General features: G+C 72.0%; 15 protein-coding genes and 1 pseudogene. 8 read left to right on the plus strand and 8 right to left on the minus strand.

Features of this window, described 5'->3' with window-relative positions:
- Positions 1-15: 15 nt before the first annotated feature.
- Positions 16-765 carry a PIG-L deacetylase family protein gene (locus IH25_RS0104465; protein ID WP_030603177.1) on the minus strand — a complete coding sequence of 250 codons (750 nt, stop codon included), beginning with the start codon at positions 763-765 and terminating at the stop codon, positions 16-18.
- A 256-nt stretch (positions 766-1,021) separates the two neighbouring features.
- A complete protein-coding gene (locus IH25_RS0104470) occupies positions 1,022-2,095 on the minus strand; it encodes an enoyl-CoA hydratase/isomerase family protein (protein ID WP_030603180.1) in 1,074 nt (357 codons plus the stop codon).
- 409 nt (positions 2,096-2,504) lie between these two features.
- Between IH25_RS0104470 and IH25_RS0104475 the strand changes: the two genes are divergently transcribed.
- Positions 2,505-3,044 carry a GNAT family N-acetyltransferase gene (locus IH25_RS0104475; protein ID WP_030603183.1) on the plus strand — a complete coding sequence of 180 codons (540 nt, stop codon included), beginning with the start codon at positions 2,505-2,507 and terminating at the stop codon, positions 3,042-3,044.
- 283 nt (positions 3,045-3,327) lie between these two features.
- Here the strand turns inward: IH25_RS0104475 and IH25_RS0104480 are convergent, their stop codons facing one another.
- A complete protein-coding gene (locus IH25_RS0104480) occupies positions 3,328-5,415 on the minus strand; it encodes an NACHT domain-containing protein (protein ID WP_245172696.1) in 2,088 nt (695 codons plus the stop codon).
- Positions 5,416-5,971: 556 nt separating this feature from the next.
- Here IH25_RS0104480 and IH25_RS43175 point away from each other — a divergent pair.
- On the plus strand, positions 5,972-6,277 hold the full coding sequence (locus IH25_RS43175) for a hypothetical protein (RefSeq protein WP_030603189.1): 306 nt from the start codon (positions 5,972-5,974) through the stop codon (positions 6,275-6,277).
- 283 nt (positions 6,278-6,560) lie between these two features.
- Here the strand turns inward: IH25_RS43175 and cas6e are convergent.
- The 4 genes and pseudogenes from cas6e to IH25_RS0104505 form a co-directional block, all read right to left on the minus strand.
- A pseudogene (gene cas6e / locus IH25_RS39010) lies at positions 6,561-7,257 on the minus strand (type I-E CRISPR-associated protein Cas6/Cse3/CasE).
- Between the two features lie 268 nt (positions 7,258-7,525).
- Positions 7,526-7,990, minus strand: a complete 465-nt coding sequence (locus tag IH25_RS42100) for a hypothetical protein (protein WP_245172687.1) — start codon at positions 7,988-7,990, stop codon at positions 7,526-7,528.
- 5 nt (positions 7,991-7,995) lie between these two features.
- Positions 7,996-8,658, minus strand: a complete 663-nt coding sequence (locus tag IH25_RS0104500) for a hypothetical protein (RefSeq protein ID WP_245172688.1) — start codon at positions 8,656-8,658, stop codon at positions 7,996-7,998.
- Positions 8,659-9,141: 483 nt separating this feature from the next.
- Positions 9,142-9,879: an SAM-dependent methyltransferase gene (locus IH25_RS0104505; protein WP_030603198.1), complete on the minus strand. Its 738-nt coding sequence runs from the start codon at positions 9,877-9,879 to the stop codon at positions 9,142-9,144.
- A gap of 298 nt (positions 9,880-10,177) precedes the next feature.
- Here IH25_RS0104505 and IH25_RS0104510 point away from each other — a divergent pair, with 298 nt between their 5' ends.
- From IH25_RS0104510 to IH25_RS0104535, 6 genes are all read left to right on the plus strand, one after another.
- Entirely contained in the window at positions 10,178-10,516 is a 339-nt protein-coding gene (locus IH25_RS0104510; protein WP_030603202.1) for an antibiotic biosynthesis monooxygenase family protein, read from the plus strand.
- Entirely contained in the window at positions 10,513-11,400 is an 888-nt protein-coding gene (locus IH25_RS0104515) for an NAD(P)-dependent oxidoreductase (RefSeq protein WP_030603204.1), read from the plus strand. The genes IH25_RS0104510 and IH25_RS0104515 overlap by 4 nt, the downstream gene beginning before the upstream one ends.
- Positions 11,397-12,533, plus strand: a complete 1,137-nt coding sequence (locus IH25_RS0104520; RefSeq protein WP_030603208.1) for an amidohydrolase family protein — start codon at positions 11,397-11,399, stop codon at positions 12,531-12,533. Before IH25_RS0104515 ends, IH25_RS0104520 begins: the two co-directional genes overlap by 4 nt.
- Complete coding sequence (locus IH25_RS0104525) at positions 12,530-13,774, plus strand: cytochrome P450 family protein (protein ID WP_030603211.1); 1,245 nt, start codon at positions 12,530-12,532, stop codon at positions 13,772-13,774. Before IH25_RS0104520 ends, IH25_RS0104525 begins: the two co-directional genes overlap by 4 nt.
- Positions 13,775-13,993: 219 nt before the next feature.
- The gene (mdlC, locus tag IH25_RS0104530) at positions 13,994-15,574 is read left to right on the plus strand and encodes a benzoylformate decarboxylase (RefSeq protein ID WP_030603213.1); all 1,581 of its coding nucleotides are present in this window, start codon (positions 13,994-13,996) and stop codon (positions 15,572-15,574) included.
- A 64-nt stretch (positions 15,575-15,638) separates the two neighbouring features.
- Positions 15,639-16,907 (plus strand): MFS transporter, encoded by a 1,269-nt coding sequence (locus tag IH25_RS0104535; protein ID WP_051753777.1) that lies wholly within the window; start codon positions 15,639-15,641, stop codon positions 16,905-16,907.
- Here IH25_RS0104535 and IH25_RS0104540 read toward each other — a convergent pair.
- Positions 16,873-18,954: a SpoIIE family protein phosphatase gene (locus IH25_RS0104540; protein ID WP_030603219.1), complete on the minus strand. Its 2,082-nt coding sequence runs from the start codon at positions 18,952-18,954 to the stop codon at positions 16,873-16,875. The genes IH25_RS0104535 and IH25_RS0104540 overlap by 35 nt on opposite strands.
- Between the last annotated feature and the right edge of the window lie 163 nt (positions 18,955-19,117).

The raw sequence follows: 19,117 nt of genomic DNA on the forward strand, positions 1-19,117 counted from the left end.
GCCGTCGGCGGGCCGTCACACCAGGTGGGCGCCGTCGGTGAGGCCGACGCGGGTGTAGTACTCGGTGCCCAGGAGGCGGTCGCGGGTCTCCTCCGGGAGGCGGGCGAGGATGGCGGGCAGCGACCGGTCCCGCGCCACCTCGGTGCGGTGGGCCTGGATCGCCGCCCACTTCCGCTCCCGCCACGGCCGTACGTCCACGGTGTCGGTGACGTGCGGGTCGGGCACGCTCAGCACGGACTTGCCCACTCCGTCCAGGAGTTCACCCAGCTCGGTCACGGCCGAGTGGGGGTGGGTCGCCAGATACAGGGCGCCGGGCCGCCAGGGTTCGCCCGTCTCGGGGTAGAGCTGCCCGAGCCCGGCGGCGGTCACCGCGAGCAGGGTCATCCGGTGGGTGTGCCGGTGGTCGGGGTGGCCGGTCAGCTGCCCGTAGGCGTCATGGGTGAGGACGATCCCGGGCCGGACCTCCCGGATGTGGGCGACCAGCCGTCCGACGGCCTCGTCCACCGGGGCGTCGCACCAGCGCGGCCGGCCGGGGGCGGAGGCCGGGACCCGGTGGTCGGCGTAGCCGAGCAGGCGCGGGGGTCCGGGGACGCCCAAGGCCGCCAGGGAGTCGGCGAGTTCACCGGCGCGCGGGCTGCCGGGCGCCCAGGTCACCGTGCCGACGGCCGTACGGGCGCCCTCGGCGGCGTACCGGGCGAGGATCCCGCCGGCGAGGAGCGCCTCGTCGTCCGGGTGGGCGAACACGGCGAGCAGACTGGGCGGCACGGCTTCCTCCAAGACATCCGGACCCCTCGCGACGGCCCGGGCCGGCCGTTTCGGCCGACGGGACCGACTCCATTGTCATATCCTGCCCCGGTCCCAGGTGCGGAAGTACGCGGCCACACCGGTACGGCCGCCGGTCCGCGAACGGCAGCACGCACACCTGGCCGTGCTCCTCCGGGGCCCAGCTGCTCGGCGTGCTTTCAAGTCCGGTGCCTTCGGCGGGAGTTGGCGACAGGCGCCGCCCGCCCCGGCACGGTGCTCAGCGCGGGCCGTCTGCGTCTCCGTTGCCCCCGAGCCCCAACTCGCGGTCGCCGAGCGGGGCGAAGAACCGTTCCACGGCGGTGTCGGTGACCTCGGGGAGGGTCGCGGGGGACCAGCGCGGACGACGATCCTTGTCGATGATCTGTGCCCGGATGCCCTCGACCAGGTCGGGGCTGTCCAAGGCGGCGCAGGAGACGCGGTACTCCTGGTCCAGGACCCGCTCCAGCGAGCCGAGGTTCCGGGCGCGGCGGATCGCGGTCAGGGTGACCTTGAGCGAGGTGGGCGACTTGGCGAGCAGGGTCTCGGCCGCCTCCTTCGCCTCCGGACCACCGTGGGCGAACAGCCGCGCGACGATCTCCTCGACCGTGCCGGCGGCATAACAAGCATCGATCCAGGCGCGCTGACCGGACAACGACGCACCCGGGGGCCGCTGTTCATGACGGGCCAGGGCGTCGGCCACGGGGCGGGCGGCGAGGTCCGCCAGGAAGGAGGGGAGGGACTCGGACGGCAGGTAGTGGTCGGCGAGCCCGCAGAGCAGGGCGTCCCCGGCACCGAACACGGCTCCCGTCAGCGCGAGATGGGTGCCCAGTTCGCCGGGGGCGCGGCCGAGCAGGTGGGTGCCGCCGACGTCGGGGACGAAGCCGATACCGGTCTCGGGCATGGCGATGTGCGAGCGTTCCGTGACGACGCGGACCGCGCCGTGCGCGGAGACACCGACCCCGCCGCCCATGACGATGCCGTCCATGACGGCGACGTAGGGCTTGGGGTAGCGGGCGATGCGGGCGTTGAGGTGGTACTCGTCGCGCCAGAACGCGGCGGAGGCGGTGCCGTCGCCGTCGCGGGCGTCGTCGTGGACGGCGCGGATGTCGCCGCCCGCGCACAGGCCGCGCTCCCCCGCGCCGGTGATGACGACGGTCTCCACGGCCGGGTCGTGTTCCCACGCGGTCAGGGCCTCGCCGATCCGGCGGACCATGACATGGTTCAGGGCGTTGAGCGCCTTGGGCCGGTTGAGCGTGAGGTACGCGGCCCGTCCCTCCGTGCGCAGCAGGACGGGTTCGGCGGTGCCGGTCATCCGAACGCCTCCATCAGGCCACCGGCCACGATGACACACATGATCTCGTCGCTTCCTTCCGGTCGGGTGCACCCACGGTCGCGGACGATCTTCTCAGTGCCGTGTCGGCCGGGGTGGCGGCGGCCCCCTCTCCTCACCGACGAGCGGTCGGCCCCGACAGGCACGGGGTCAGGCGGGGCGGCTCGCTCCGCGAGCGCCGGGAGGGAGACTCCGGCCTGTTTCGTCCGTGTGCGCCGACGACCACGGTACGTCAGGGAACGTGTGTGACGGTTGTGACCGCATAGGTTCGCCGGGGCGGGCGTCGCTTCGTCCGATCTTCGGCGCGAGTCGTTGAGGTCCCTTCTGCATGAGGTGTCGCACCGCGGAAACGGGATTGCTTCGGGGGGAGGGCTCACGTTGGCTGGGCAGTATGGCCGAACTGCATACTGATCGCCTCCTCCTGCGTCGCTGGCGTGACTCCGACCTTGAACCGTGGGCGGCTATGAACGCCGATCCCGAGGTGCGAGAGCACTTGGGTGACCTGCTCAGCCGTGACCGGAGCGATGCCTCTGTGGCGCAGTACCAGGCCGACTTCGACCGGCGGGGCTATGGCTGGTGGGCTGTTGAGGTTCGGGGCACGGGCGAGTTCATCGGCTTCGCGGGCCTGGATCCGGTGGATGACGGCATGCCGTTCACCGGAGTGGAGATCGGCTGGCGCCTCGCCCGCTCGGCCTGGGGCCAGGGCTATGCCACCGAGGCTGCGCGGGCGGTCCTGGCCTACGGCTTCGACACCCTTGGGCTTCCCGAGATCCTCGCCGTAACCACATCCACCAACCACCGCTCTCAGGCGGTGATGCGCCGCATCGGCATGATCCGCGACCCGGCCGACGACTTCGACGACCCCTGCGCACCCGACGGACCGCTGCGTCCGAACGTACTGTTCCGCATCGCCCGGGGTGCGAGAACCTGACGCCCTCGCTGAAGTCGCTGATCAAGCTGCGGAGGCCGGGGGGCGTCCCCCAGCGGATGCCCTTTCCCTGCGGGCGCGGGCGCGTTCGATGTTCCCCTGTGAGCGTCGTGGCGAGGCCGGCCAAGGCGTGGACGCCACCGAGTCGAACCGCTGGGGAGATTGGGCCGAGTTGTTCTACGGCCTTGGAGAAGCGTTCGGTGTGGAGCCTTCCATAGCCGCAGCTCCCTATGCCCCGGGGACGATCGCGGCGTGCAAAGGCATCCGTGGCCGTGCCCTCCGCATTTCATGGTGACCGTTGAGCGCCGGCTGCCCGTTCGCCTGAGGGGTGTTCCGGGTGCGCCAGATAACGCTGCAGCGTGAGGTGGCGGAACTGGTAGACGGTCCCAACGCGGCGCAGGACTCCTCGATGCACATGGGCGTCGTTGAGGAAATGCATGAGGCGCCAGGGGAGTCGTCCGCGGGCGGCCAGCAGGAGGCGTGCCACGCTGTAGCGCCACCACAGTGCTCCGCCGGTGGCCAGCAACGTGCCGAAGGCCAGACCGCAGAGGGCTCCAAGCCACGGGCGGGTGCCGTACCCGAACACAGGGCCGGCGGTGAGAGCGCCGGTGCTCCACAGGCCGATGAACGCGCGGCGGTCGGCGGCCAGGAGGTCGCGCGGGCTGTCCACGGCGGAGGTGGTGGGGACGTTGGCGCTCAACCCTCCCGCGAGGCCGCCGACCAACGCGGCCGCCAGACCGGTCGTGACCGCGTTCCGCAGGCCGAACGGCAGGCCGAGTGCCAGCCCTGCTGCGAGGCCGCAGACGGCTCCTACCGCGACGAAGGGGTTGGGCAGCCAGCCGATCCGGGTGTTGGGTCCCGAGTACTCGTACACGGGGCTGAACAAGGTTCCTACGACGGTACTGGCACACAGTAGGGCCACCACCAGGACACCGCCACCCAGCGCCGGCCATCCCAGAAGGAGACCGGCGAGCAGGCTTATGAGCAGGCCGGCGACACCCGGGGCGAGGATCAGATGGCGATTGCGGAAGGACGCCGAAATCTGCCACCAGGCAAGGTGGGGCCTGCCCGCCAGCTTGCTCTGCAGGTGTCGGGCCAGGAAGGTGAGGTAACGCTCGGCCTGCCGCAGACTCCAGGGACAGGGGTGGAAGGGATGGGGGCGGTAGGCAGCGGGTACGAACACGCGGAACAGGTGGGCTTCGACGGTGTTCCGTGACGACCGGTCGATGAAAAGGAGGTCGTCGGGGTGCGGGACCGCGCCAGTTGATTCCCCCAGACGCGGGTTGTAGATGGTGCGGGCCAGGAAAAGCCCGAGTGGAGTGCTCAGCACCTTTGCCAGCGGCGAGTGGGGGTCGTCTCGCAGGACGTTCGCGACCCTGGACCAGCGTCCGGTGCTCGCACCGTGTCCGTCCCCGGCATCCCTGGCCAGATACTTGATGACCTCCTCAACGCCCAAGGGCTGGAGAACGATCCCGGCGACTCCGTTCAACCGTACGGCGGGAGCGTCCCATGCCGGTACGCGCGTCTGCCCGTATTCGGTAGTACGACTGGACAGAACGAGCGGTTCATGGGACGAAAATGCCTCGTTGACCGCCTGCAGAACGTGGGTGCGGAAAGCACGGGGCACTTCGTCGAGACCGTCGAAGAGCGGGATCACCCGTCCGCTCTCCACCAGGGCTCGGGCCACGGAGCCGTCCCGCGGCCCGGACCCCGTGCCGATTCCTTCGACAGGGGCGCGCAACTCCGGGTGCTCCTGAACCAGCTGTTGGGTCATCCACGTACGCAGGTCCTGACGTGTCGGGTCGAAGGACGCCAGGGCGAACAGGAACGGTGCCGGCCCGCCGGACTCGCGGTAGTCAGGGCGCAGCAGCGCAAGGAGGAGCCGGATCAGCAGCATCGTCTTGCCGGATCCCGGCTCACCCAGCACGACCAGTCGGCGTGTGGGGATCCGCTGGAGGAAGACGTCCTCGATGTCCTTTCCCGAACCGCTGAGCCCCTCGGAGCCATCGACCCAGTGGCATCGGTCGTTCGACGGTCCACCGGGGGCCTGCTCGGCGAAGGTGCGCAACAAGCGCCAGTCCTCCGTCACGTCAGGGCCGGCCGCATTCCAGGCGACCGGCAAAGGGTAGGGGTCGTTCAGTCTGCGGACCCGGCTCTCTGCCTCCCATTGGCGTCGCGTCGCCTCTGCCAGGAGGTCCACGGCTTCCGCCAGTGACACACCGCCGGGTGCCGACGTTCCCCACCGCAGCCGGAAAGCGGTGACCACCAGCGGCGGCAAGCCGAGAAGTGCGGCCACCACACCGATCACTTTGCCTATGTCGTCGACCCGGTCAACACCCCATGCCCACAGGACTCCGGTCACGGCCAGCAGCACCGTCAACGCGTACAACCGCCCCGGCCACCGCGTTCCTCCGCCCATGCCTCAGGCCCTTCGCTCTGCCTTCGTCCGGCCGCACTCGATCGTGCCCGAGGAAGACGGCATCCGGCGTAGGAACAGCGGAAGACGCCTCAGCTCGGCTACGGCTGGGCCCACATGCATGCCAGCACCCGGCCCGGCTGATCGCTGCCGACGACGGCGCACGGCGCCGCACCGCGACCATGCGGGCGTACCGGACGCTGCCCGCGCTCCTTCGTCTACGACCCTGTCCCCGAGTGTGGGCGTGCGGCCGCCTCCTGGTGCCGCGATCAGGATCAGGACCGTGGTGCCCGCGCTCATTCGTTCGCTCCCTGTCCTTTGCCGTCTTCCTTTTCGGGGGCGGGCGGGATGACGTCGATGTGGTGGTCCGGGCTGAAGGGATCGCTCCAGTTCCGACCGGCGCTGACCACGGTTTCACCTTCGTTCTACAGGCCGGAGAAATCGGTCTCGGGCAGGTGACCCTCGTCGGGCACAAGAAGTTGTTTGATGTCAGGACGATGCGGGCGAGGAGCTTGTGCTGGACGACGGCCTCGCGCAGGGCTGTGTGGGCGTCGCGTTGTGTGGTGAGGTCGAAGGCAAGGGGGATGGTGAACTCGGCTTTGTAGAGGTCGGCGATGTCCAGGACGAACGACAGGGTGGCTCCGGTGTGGGCGAAGCCGAGGGCGGGGCTGGCGCCGATGCCGGTGATGACCGTGTGGCAAATGTTGAGTTGGCGGCGGACAGCAGACGGTTGACGTCGTCGTCGGCGGCGAAGGCGTCTCCGGCCTTGTACTCGCGCTTGGTCCAGGGGACGCCGGTGCGTTCGGAATGGTGTGCGTAGTGTCTTCGGACGCGGGTGCCTTCGCGTCCGCGGAGCTGCTGGAGGGTGAGCGCGGATGTGTCTTCGCCGGGGAAGCGCAGGTCGTGCATACGGCGCGCGACGGCGACCCGTTCCTTGGGCCGGGTGGCGAACCAGATAGGCGACCGGTACGTGAACGATGCGGGCTTTGTCGATCAGGACGATGGCGTTGTCGTCCCGGTCGATGTGGCAGCGTTCGACGTACAGGCTGGAGACCCGGTCCTCGATCCTGTGGACGTCTTGGGGGCCGGTACGCCACCAGGGTTCAGGCATGGGGTGCCTCCGGCGGGAGCGGGCCGAGAGTGAGCAAGCCCTGCCCGTAGCCCTTGGAGGGCCCGACGCCCCCCAGCAGGGCGGCCCTCAGTGCCTCGGGGTCCGTCACCCTGATCCTTCCCTGGAAGGTGGCGCAGGAGAGCGTGATGCGGGGGCGTTCTTGCTCTTGGCGAAGCGCTGGGTCTCCCGGGCGATGAGGGAGACTGCGGGCGCCGGCCCGGCGGCAGGCTCGGCCGGGGCAGAGGTTCCCAGATCGATGGCGGAGGCGGTGCGGGCCGCGGGGATGGGGAAGCCGTGGCGTTCGGCACGGGCGAGCAGCCAGGCGGGCTGTCGTGCGGCGGTGCGGTGTGCGACGCGGAAGCCGCGCCGCTTTTCTTGAGCGCCGGCAAGGATCTTCAGACGTTGCGTCTGCTGTTCGCTGGGTTTGTCGGGGCGCTGCACGGTCTGAACGGGGTTGGCGGTGAGCCGGAAGGCGAACTCCTCGTCGGCGGTGCGGTGTTGCGCAGCGGTGTGTAGTCGGCGATGAGTGGTCCGGCGCCGTCGGCGTCCGGCCAGCCGGCCTGTTCCACCAAGTGCTGCCAGGAGGGCCGCTTCTCGGTGAGGACGAGGATCTCGGCACGGTGCGGAGTGCTGTTCTCCAGGCGCCACAGCACGCGTTCGGTGACGGGCGGGATGGCGAGGCCGCCCAGGACGGCGGCGTGGAGCCGGTGGGGGTCACGGCGACATGCACCGGGCGGCTACCGCCTACGCCACAGCCCGCGACAAAGCTGACCAGCACGGTGTCGCCGGAGAACGCGAGGCTAGGACGAGGGTGCGGTGGGTCTGGCTGGTGGCGCCAGTGGATACCGCCTTCGACGCGGTGCTGGCGTCCGGCCCAGCGGAGCGTACGCGCAGTGTCGTGGGCGGTAGCGGTGAGAGGCTGCGTCTCCGGCCGGAGACGCAGCCCCGAATAGCGACTCAGATGGTGTTGATCCGCCAGGCGATCATTCCGGTTGCCCGGGCATCACCTTCGACATCGATGCGCACGTCCTTACCGCCGGTGAAGCGTTGGAAGACAACGGAGCGATCGCAGGGTACGGCCTTTTTCGGCACAGTTTTGCTCGGAGTGATGACGATCTGCGCTTCTCCCTTACCGGCGCAGACCACCGTCAGCTTGTAGGAACGTCCTGCCGGGAGGTCGGGCTGGGTGTGTACCCCGTCGGAGACTCGTTCCACACCCGACTCAACCATGGACTGACCCTGCTCGGTGACCGCGTCCAATGCCGACTGCGCCTGCGCGGTGAGCTTCTTCTCCCCGGAGGGTTCCGCGCTTGCGTGAGGAGACGTTGTGGCAGCGTGGCCGGGTGCCGGGTCGTTGTCGGATGTGCAAGCCGTCAGGCACAGCATCGGGGCCAAGGCGATGCCGAGCAGCCATACAGGCACCGGCCTCATGAGGAGGTCTCCCAATATTTCCAGCCTGTTTCCTTCGTCGGAAGGGTAGCCGTGCCGCTCGTGACGAGGGTCGGGCTGCCGCAGCCGCTGCCTCTGCGCCGCCACTTCTTCCATGAGACCTTATAGCCCCACGAACCGTATTGCAGGTGGCCGTACTTACGGCTGGAAATGGTGTGGCTATAGGTGTGACCGGTGGTGATCGTCACGCTTCCGACCACTTTGACACTGACGCTCGCCTTGACCTTGGCTAGCACTGCGTCAGCCTCGGCTTCCGCTCCGGCTGATATTTCCATGCCGACGGTGCCGGCCTTGGTGACGCTCACGGTCATACTGCCGCCGGGACCGTCCTTGTAGCTTGTGCCATTCCACCACGACGGCACGTGGTAGTTCTTCTTGGACGTGATCTCGATCCAGGTTTGCGGGCCGTCGCAGTATTGCGGAGTCACCACGCTGGTGACCTCGCCGTTCTCCCAGCCGGTCCGGTCGTTGATGTCGATTTCGTCCTGCGCCGCTATGTCATCGGTGGACACGGGCCGCTCCGAGGCGTCTGCCGCGGGTGCGGGAAGCTCCCCATCGGCGATCGCGGTGCCCACGGTTCCCAGGCAGAGCAGCAGTGCGGTACCGGATGCCATGGCAGTCCGGCGCATACCGAGATTCATGTGTATCCCCCCTCTTCTGATATCCGCCGTGGTCACGGGCGGCAACCGGGACACTACGGAACAGTTATGTCTGCTACAAGCAGGTGATCCTTTTTCTGAGCCGGACTTGAGGATCTTTTTCGTGCGGCAGCAGTCAGCGCGCGGAGGAGACGATTCCGTCTACGCCGCCCGGCACAGGGGGCTGGAGGGGTGTGGCAAGTGCGGGGCAGGGAGCAGCAGCCGTACCTGCGGGTGGGGCGGGCCGATCCGGGACAGTTGTATCCGGGCGGGCAGCAGCGGGCGGGCCATGGCCGCGATCCCGTCCAGGTCGGCGCGGTGTTTGACGACAACCAGAGGGCCATGACCGTCAAAGGAAATGGCCGGTCCCGGCGGCATCGTCCCGGCTCATGAAGTGTCGTGGCGTCACCGGGCTCCCGCCCGGCCGGCCCAGCCCTGCGCCTGGCTTCGTGTCAGCGGGAGCCGGTGTCAGCGATGCCCCGGCGTTCAGTGTGTCGTCGGGCGCAGGACGAGGCAGACGAAGCCGAAGGCGTCGCGGTAGACGCGCAGCCACTCGTCGCGGTGGGCCATGGCCGTCGCGAGCGCCTGGGCGCTGTCCGGGTGGCCGGGGTGGTCCAGCGCCCAGGAGGCGAGCGTCCCCGTCCACGCCCACTCGTAGTCGTCCAGTTCCCGGCGGGTGCTGAGATGTCCGTGGACCGGTGTCCAGCCGTCCGCGCCGACCCGGGCCAGCGTGGTCGGCAGGTCGTCGAGGTCACCGAGCAGCGCGACGGCCTCGGCGGAGGGCTCGCGGTCCCAGTACCCGTCGCCGACCAGGACGCGTCCGCCGGGCGCGAGGTGCCCGCGTGCCGCCGCCAGGGCCGGGAGCAGGCCGCCGAACGCGTGGCTGGACCCCACGCACAGCACCAGGTCGAAGGCCTGCGGGGCGGTGAACCGGGCGGCGTCCTCCCGGTGGAGCACCAGGCGGTCCTCGACACCGAGCCGGCCCGCGGCCCGGCGGGCGTCCGCCAGCGCGCGCTCGGAGAGGTCGACGCCCTCGGCACGCAGCCCGGGGCGCGCGGTCAGGGCCCGCAGCAGCCACTCCCCGCCGCCGCAGCCGAGGTCGAGCACGCGTCCGCCGTCGTGCGGCAGGGCCCGGTCCAGCAGCCCGCGCACCGCGTCGTCGTCGAGCGGCGCGGCTATCGGATGATCCGCGTGAGCGCGCCTGGAGATCTCCTCACGGTCCACCGGCGGAGCCTGACACGCCCGGCGGCACCCGCGCACCCGGATTTCGGCCGGGCGGCGCGCACGGAGCGGGCCGAAACGCCTCGCCACTCGAAAGGGGCATACCGGAGAGCCTCGTCCGTGGACCGTCCCGGTGGCGCCGCGACCGGGCCCCGACCAGCCCCCCACTCACCCGAACCGACTAATGACGCAGCGTGCACCCCTTGTGCCCACTGGGGCCTCCCCCGTTCGGAGTTGCGGCCGTACGGGCGACATGAGTCCGTGGGAGTCGTGTCCCACCGGATCTCACCCAGGAGGAGACATGGGCACCAACCACCAGGGCCGATCGGCCGACAAGCTGGGCGTCGTCTTCGCGGTCCGCGTCATCGAAGGCCGTGAAGAAGGCTTTCTGGACCTGTACGAACAGCTCCGGAAGTCCGTGGCCGGCACCCCCGGCCACATCGTGGAAAGGCTCGGCCGCCCCGTCGACGACTCCCGCCAGTGGGTGATCACCAGCGAGTGGCAGTCGGCCGAGCAGTTCTTCGCCTGGCAGCAGAGCGAGGAGCACCGTGAACTGGTCGCGCCGCTGCGCGAGTTCGTCGACCAGCGGCAGTCGCTGCGCTACCGGGTCGTCAAGGAGACCCGGGGGGTGACGTCATGACGCGCACCGCCCACGGCCCCGTCGCCGTGCTCGGCCTCGGCGCGATGGGCGCCGGACTGGCCCACCGCCTGCTCGACCAGGGCATACCGGTCCGGGTCTGGAACCGTACTCCGGACCGGACCGCGCCGCTCGCCCAGGCCGGCGCGCACGTCGCCGCCCACCCCGCCGAGGCGGTCGCGGGAACGAGCGCCGCCATCTGCGTCGTGGCCGACGGCCAGGCCCTCGGCACCGTGCTGCGCGGACCGGACGGCGTGCTGGCCCACGGTCCCTACCCGGGCACGCTGCTGTGCGCCAGCACCGTCGCCCCCGAGGAGATCGTCCAGATCGCCGGGGACCTGCCCGCCGCGCTGGACGTGGGCATGCTCGGCAACCGCGACCACGCCCGCGACGGCGAGCTGCGGCTGTTCGTCGGCGGCACGCCGGAGGCGTTCGCCGCCGCCGGACCGCTGCTGCGGGCGCTGGGCAAGGACGTCGTCCATCTGGGCGCACTCGGTTCCGGCATGCGGATGAAACTGCTCCTCAACCTGCTGATGGGCATCGAGGTGCAGGCGCTGGCCGAGGCCACCGAGCTGGCGGAGGCCTCGGGACTGGACCGGCAGCTGGTCCTGAAGACCGTCGCGGGCAGCGGTTTCGCCTCGCCGGTCATGGCGTTCAAGTCGCGGCGGCTGGCGGCGGGCCGCTTCGACGAGCCGGACTTCCGGCTGCGGCTGATGGCGAAAGACCTCATGCTCGCTACCAAGCAGGCGGCAGCCGCCGGCCTGAGCCTGCCGCTGGCGACCGCCGCGGCGGAGACCCACGTCCGCGCCACCGAGCAAGGACTGGGCGACCAGGACTGTGCCGCGATCACCCGCGCACTGAGACCGAAACCGGGAACCGACACGTGATCATCGACATCCACGGGCACCTGTCCCCACCGGAGGCCGCCGAGCGCTTCCCCATGCCCCCGGCGCTGACCGACGTCGACGGCATGCTCGCCGCCCGCGCCGAGGCCGGCATCGACCTGACCATCATCGGCAGTCCCGTCGGGGCCGGGGCGATGGCGCGGGTGCCCGGCGTGGACAACTACGCGCAGCCACGCGACCGGCTGCGCGCCTTCCACGCCTGGATGTCGGGCCTGATCCGCCGGTTCCCGGACCAGTTGCGCGGCTATGTGTACGCCAACCCGTTCGGCGACGACGATCACCTGGAAGGGGTGCGGGAGACCCTGGCGGACCCCGCGTTCGTCGGTCTGATCACCACCTCCAGCGTCCACGGGGAGCTGCTCGGCTCGCCGCGCGCGGACCCGTTCTTCGCGCTGGCCGCGGAGGCGGGGGTGCCGGTCCTGGTGCACGCCCCGGCGGAACCGGCCGGCACCGAACGGGTCGGGCAGACACCGTTCGTGGAGCAGATCGGCCGCTTCGGCGACGTCACCCTGGGCATGGCGATGATCGCGTTCGCCGGGTGGCTGGACAAGTACCCCGGTCTGCGGCTGATCGGCGCGACCGGCGGCGGCGCGCTGGCGCTGCTGCCCGAGCGGCTGCAGACCGCGGCGCGCCCCCGGCACTGGGCCGGGGGCGCGCCCGGCGGGGCCGGTGGGACTGGTGGAGCCGATGGGACTGGTAGGGCCGGGGGCGCGCCCGGTGCCGGCCGGCCGCGGGCCTCCGGGGCGCCGGGGGCCGCCGGTACCGCCCCGGCCTCCGGCAGGTCCGGCGCCCCGGGTACGCACACCGGACCCGGTCCGCACAGAGCCACCGCTCCCCCGGAGACCGCCCCCGCCCTCCCCCCGTCCCCCGACCCCGTCGCCGCCCTGCGCCGCATGTACGTCGACACCAGTCCGTTCAGCGCGGCGCACCTGAGCCTGAACGCGGAGGTGCTGGGGCCGGAACGGATGCTGTTCGGCACCGACTCGCCGCCGATGGCCGCGCCGCTGGAGGACTTCGTCCACATGGTCGAGAAGCTGCCGCTCGACAAGGCGGCCCAGCAGCTCATCCTCGGCGGAAACGCCCAAGCCCTCTTCGACCTGAGGAGCCGTCCGTGACCACCACGCAGGAGGCCGTCGCCGCGGCCGAACGGTGCACTCCCGAGTTCCGCCGCGATCCCCACGCCGTGTACGCCCGGCTGCGCGCCGAGGCGCCGGTCTGCCCCATGAGACCGCCGCACGGCAACGAGACGTATCTGATCACCCGGTACGAGGACGCGCGGGCCGCGCTGTCGGACCCGCGCCTGAGCAAGGACATGTACGGGGCCATGGACGCCTACCGGAGGATCTTCGGGGACTCGTCCATCGCGCTCGACGACAACATGCTCAACTCCGACGCGCCCAAGCACACCCGGCTGCGCAGACTGGTCAACTCGGCTTTCACCCCGCGGCGGGTGCAGGCGCTGCGGCCGCGCATCGAGGAGATCGTGCGCGAGCTGCTCGACGCGTGCCCGGCCCGGGAACCCGTCGACCTGCTGCCCGCGTTCGCGTTCCCGCTGCCGATCACCGTGATCTGCGATCTGCTCGGGGTGCCGGCCGAGGACCGGTCGCGGATGCAGCGGCTGTCCACCACGGTGGCGCAGACCGGTTTCGGCGAGGAGTTCAAGCGGGCCCAGCAGCAGGCGGAGGAGGACCTGCACGGGTACTTCACCGAGCTGATCGACGCGAAGCGGGGCCGCCCGGGCGACGACCTGCTGAGCGCGCTCATCGCGGTGCGGGACGGCACGGACGGCTCGCTCACCCAGAGCGAACTGGTCTCCACGGCCTTCCTGTTGATGTTCGCGGGCCACAAGACGACCGCGTACCTCATCGGCAACGCCGTGCACCATCTGCTGCGCCACCCCGCGCAGTGGGACGCCGTACGGGAGAACCCGGAGCTGATCCGCGCGGCGGTCGAGGAACTGGTGCGCTACGACGGCTCGGTGGAGAGCGCGACGTTCCGCTACGCGACCGAGGACGTGGAGTACGGCGGGACCCTGATCCCCAAGGGCGCCCTGGTGCAGATCGCGCTCAGCTCGGCCAACCGCGACCCCGCCAAGTTCGACTCCCCCGACGAGCTGGACGTGCGGCGGCCCGGCAACGCGCAGGACGCCCACCTCGGCTTCGGGCACGGCGGCCACTACTGCCTGGGCGCCCCGCTGGCCCGGCTGGAGACCCAGCTGGCCCTGACGCTGCTGTTCGACCGGTTCCCCCGGATGGCCCTGGCCGACCCGGCCGCCGGGCCACGCTGGCTGGAGGTGCCGTTCCCGGCCTTCCGCGGCCTGGCGGAGCTGCCGGTCGTCCTGGACCCCGCCGGATAGGCGCGCCGGGAACTCGCCGGCGAAGCACCGGGAAACCGGGGGCGACCGGCGTATGGCGGCCGGGGCGCGCGCTCCCTACTGTGTGCCGCGTCACCCTGTGGCGCGGCACCATATGCCGCGTCGCCGTGTGCCGCGGCACACGTGTGGCACGTCAGCGTGTGGCGCGTCACCACGTGGCGCGTCGCTCGGAAGGGACCGCCCGTCCGGAAGGGGCCGCCCGTGCCGTCCGTGCGTCGCATCGCCCACGCGTTCCTGGAGCGCCAAGGGCTCACCACCGTCTTCGGCAACCCGGGCTCCAACGAACTGCCCTTCCTCAGCGGTCTCCCCGACGGGTTCCGCTACGTCTTGGGGCTGCACGAGGGCGCGGTCGTGGGCATGGCCGACGGCTACGCGCAGGCGTCCGGCCGTCCCGCGCTGGTCAGCCTGCACTCGGCCGCCGGTTCCGGCAACGCGCTGGGCGCGCTGACGAACGCGGTGGCCGCGCGCACCCCGCTGGTCGTCCTGGCCGGCCAGCAGGCACGGCCCGCGATCGGGCCGGAGGCCTACCTCACCAACGTCGACGCCCCGGCCCTGATGCGGCCGCTCGTCTGCTGGGCCGCCGAGCCGGCGTGCGCCCGGGATGTGCCGCGCGCGCTCGCCCAGGCCGTCTTCGAGGCACGGTTGCGGCGCGGGCCGGCCTTCCTGTCCGTGCCGTACGACGACTGGACGGCCGACGCGGACGAGAACGCGCCGGCCGTGCTGGAGCGCCGGGTCGAGCGGGCCGGGGTGCCCGGCGCGGAGCAGGGGCGCCGGCTGGCCGGGGCGGTGGCCGCTGCCCGGCGGCCCGCCCTGGTGCTGGGCGGTGACATCGACGCGGACGGGCTCTTCCACGACGCGGTGCGGCTGGCCGAGCGGCTCGGCGGCCCGGTGTGGGCGGCGCCCTCGGTGTTCCGGCTGCCGTTCCCCAACCGCCATCCGCTGTTCCGCGGGGTACTGCCCGCCGGTATCGAGCCCGCCTGCCGGGCCCTGGCCGGCCACGATCTCGTCCTAGTGCTGGGCGCCCCGGTGTTCCGGTACCACGAGCATCTGCCCGGCCGGTACCTGCCGGAGGGCACCCGGCTGATCCAGGTCACCGAGGACGTGTCCGCCGCCGCGCGGGCACCGGTCGGCGAGGCACTGGTCGCCGACCCCGCCGCGGTGACACGTCTGCTGCTGACGGCGCTCGGCACGCCGGACACTCCCGTGCACGGCTACCGGCCCGTACCGGCGCCGGCCGGCACGCGGGGGCCGCGGCTGCACCCGGAGGAGGTCTTCGCGGCCCTGCGGGAGGAACAGCCCGCCGACACCGCGTACGTCGTGGAGTCGACCTCGACCAACTCCTCCTGGTGGCGCCAGATGGATCTGCGCCGGCCCGGCTCGTACTACTTCCCGGCGGCCGGCGGCCTCGGCTTCGGGCTGCCCGGCGCGGTCGGCGTGGCTCTGGCCCGGCCCGGCCGGCCGGTCGTGGGCGTGATCGGGGACGGCTCGGCCAACTACGGCATCACCGCCCTGTGGACGGCCGCCCGGCTGCGGGTCCCCCTCACCGTGGTGCTGCTGCGCAACGGGACGTACGGGGCCCTGCACTGGTTCGGCGGGCTGCTCGGGGTGCCGGACGCGCCGGGACTGGACCTTCCCGGCCTGGACTTCACCCGTATCGCCGAGGGCTACGGGGTGCCCGCCCGGCAGATCGGCGGCGTGGCGGAGCTGCGGGCCGCGCTGTCCGAACCCGTCGACGGACCCCGGCTGCTCCAGGTCGACACCGCGCTCACCACGCCCGCCTAGCCACCGGCCGCCGGTCCCGGTCGCCCGCTCACCCGTCCCACAGCCGCCCAGGGGGTTCGTCGTCATGTCATCCGTCGCCTCGTCCGGCGCGTCCGGCACCTCGGCGGGGGCCGGCGGCGCCGGGCACGCCGTCTGGACGGTGATCCTGTGCTGGACCACCGTCCTGCTGGAGGGCTACGACCTCGTCGTCCTCGGCGCGGTCATCCCGACGCTGCTGAAGACCCGTCACCTCGGCATGACGGCCGGGGACGCCACCACCGTCGCCACGCTGTCGCTCGTCGGCGTGGCCGTCGGCGCGCTGCTGGCCGGCCCGCTGGCGGACCGGCTGGGCCGGCGGCTGCTGCTCATCGCCTCGGTGGTGGAGTTCTCGGTGTTCACCCTGCTGGTGCCGGTGGCCGGCTCGGTTGCGGTGTTCGCCGCGCTGCGCCTCGCGGCCGGGGTGGGGCTCGGGGCGTGCATGCCCGTGGCGCTGACGATGACGGCCGAGCGGCTGCCGGCCGGGCGGCGGGCGCGGGCCGGCACGCTGACCATGACCGGCTACCACACCGGTGCCGTGATCACCTCGCTGCTGGCGCTCCGGGTGACCACCGACTGGCAGGTGCTCTTCTACGTGCTCGGCGCCGCCGGACTGGCCGTCGCGGTCGTGCAGTGGTTCCGGCTGCCGGAGTCGCCGGCGTTCGTACGCGCCGGGGAGGCGTCCGGGTCACCGCGGGTGCCCTTCACCGAGCTGCTCGGGCCGGCGTACCTGCGCGCGGGGATCGGGGTCTGGGTGGCCTCGTTCATGGGGCTGCTGCTGGTGTACGGCCTGAACACCTGGCTGCCCAAGCTGATGAACGACGCCGGGTATCCCGTGCCGACGGCCGTGACGCAGCTGCTGGTGCTCAACGCGGGCGGGGTGGCCGGGCTGGTGCTGGGCGGCTTCGTGGCCGACCGGCGCGGCATCAAGCCGACCGCGCTGGGCTGGTTCGCCGCCTCCGCGGTCCTGCTGGCCTGCCTCGGCTTCAGGATGGACAGCGACCTGCTGCTCGACACGGTCGTCTTCCTCACCGGCGTGTTCGTCTTCTCCGCGCAGGTGCTCGTCTACGCGTACGTCACCCACTTCTACCCGGCCGCCGTCCGCGGCACCGCGCTCGGCTCGGCGTCCGGCATCGGCCGTGTCGGTTCCCTGGTCGGCCCGTCGGTCACGGGTGCCCTGGTGACCGCCGGGATCGGCCACCCCTGGGGTTTCTGGTTCTTCGCCGCCGTGGCCGTCTGCGCCGTCCTGGCCGTCCTCACCCTGCCGGGCGGCGCCGGGGCGCTCAGGAGGGCGCGAGGGGCAGTGCGCAGGCGATGAGGAGGGCGACGTCGTCGTGGTCGGCCGGGTGCCGCAGCAGGCGCAGCAGCCGGTCGCAGGTCTCCTCCACGGACTGGTCCGGCGGTGCGAGGAGACGCAGCAGGGCCTGAAGGCGCTCGTCGATGGGGTCGTCACGGGTCTCGACCAGCCCGTCGGTGTAGAGCACGAGGCGGTCACCGGGCTTCAGCTCGACGGTGGTGCTCTCGAAGGGGACGCCGCCGACTCCGAGCGGGGTGCCGGTCGGCAGGTCCAGCAGCCTCGGCTGCTCGCCGATGCGCACCAGGGCCGGGGGCAGATGACCGGCGGACGCCACGTGCAGCCGGGCCCGGTGGGGATCGTAGACCGCGTACACGCAGGTGGCGATGTACGGGTCCAGCTCGCGGGTGATCTTGTCGAGATGGGTGAGGATGCGTGCCGGGTCGAGGTCGAGGTCGGCCAGGGTGGCGGTCGCGGTGCGCAGCCGGCCCATGGCGGTGGCGGCCTGGATGCCGCTGCCCATGACGTCGCCCACCGCCAGCGCCGTGCGGTCGCCGTCGAGCGGGATCACGTCGTACCAGTCGCCGCCGACCTCGTCGCGGGCCTGGGCGGGGCGGTAGCGGACGGCGACCTCCAGGCCGGGGCGCCGGGGCGGGGACTGCGGCAGGAGGCTGCGCTGGAGGGTCTCGACGGCACTGCGGATGTGCTGGTGCAGCACGGCGTTGTCGATGCTCAGCGCGGCCGAGGAGGCCAGCTCGCAGGCGAGGGTGAGGTCGTCCTCGTCGAACGGCAGCGGGTTGCGGGCCCGGGCCAGGCCCATGACACCGAGGATCTTCTCGCGGGCGATGAGCGGGACGGCCATGTCGGTGTGGACGCCGGCCCGGGCCAGCAGCGCGGCGGCCTCGGAGTCCGCGGCGATGCGGGAGTGGTCGCCGCCGCTCAGGTGGGTGATCAGCAGGGGGCGGCGGCTGCGGATGCAGTGCGACGCGGGGTGGTCGGCGTGGTAGGTGGTGAGGCGGCCGGGCGGCACCATGGCCCGGCCGGCGTCGGTGGGGTAGGCGGTCTTCACCGCCACGACGCGGAACAGGGCCGGGCCGTCGCCGAGGGCGGTACGGCCGGTTTGCAGGACCGAGTCGAGGAGGTCCACGGAGACCATGTCGGCCAGGCCGGGCACCAGGACGTCGGCCAGTTCCCGCGCGGTGCGCTCCACCTCCAGGGTGGTGCCGATCCGGGCCGAGCCGTCGGCGATCATCCGCAGCCGCCGCTGGGCCTGGTCGGCCTTGCGCGCCGCCCGGTACCGGTCGGTGACGTCGACCACCACGTTGGCGATGCCGAGGACCCCGCCGCGGTGGTCCTCCAGCCGGTAGACGGACACCGCCCAGGCGTGGTCCTGCTCCGGGTCGGCGGCCGTACGGCCCACCACCTGCTGCTCCACCGAGGGGGTGCCGGTCTCCAGGACCCGCCGCATCAGGGCCTCGGCGTCCTCGAAGGCCGGGTCGGAGAGGACCTCGCGGAAGGCGCGGCCGACGTGGTCGGCCTCGCTGACGCCGTGCATGGCCGCGAGGGCGGGGTTGACGGCGAGGTAGCGCAGCTCGGTGTCCATGACGGCCAGCCCGATCGGCGCCTGGCTGACCAGCCGGTTGGACAGGGCCAGCTTGCGTTCCATCTGCCGCAGGGCGACCCGGTCGACGGCCAGGCCGAGGGCGTAGTGGTCGCCGAGGCTGTCCGTCAGCCGGACGTTGCGGAACTCGATCATCCGGGTGCTGCCGTCCTTGTGCCGGACGGGGAAGGCCCCCGCCCAGCGCCGGCCGGTCCGCATCACCTCGGCGAACAGGGTGATCGCCGCGTCCTGGTGTTCGGGGTGGAGGAGCAGCGGTGCCGCGTACTGCCCGACCACCTCGCCGCGGGTGTAGCCGAACAGCTCCTCGGCCTGGGGGCTCCACATGTCGATCTTGCCGTCGGCCTCCAGCAGCACCGCGGCGACGCCCAGCAGGTCCAGCAGCCCGCTCGGATCGGCCGCGGCACCCGCCAGCGGATCGGCCTGCTGCGGGCGCCGCTTCTCCAGTCCCATCGAAACGCGCTCCTTCCCTCGGCCGTACCGGCGGTACGGCCGGCTCGCCCCACGGGTCGGACGAGACGGCCTTCCCCGCGGATCGCCAGCCCCCTCCACGATGCGACACGGCGCCGGGGTCGGCCACGGCGGCGGGGTGGAGAGGGCCACGTGGGGGACCGGG

This window comes from Streptomyces achromogenes subsp. achromogenes (assembly GCF_000720835.1).
In the GTDB taxonomy this organism is placed as follows: Bacteria; Actinomycetota; Actinomycetes; order Streptomycetales; family Streptomycetaceae; genus Streptomyces; species Streptomyces achromogenes.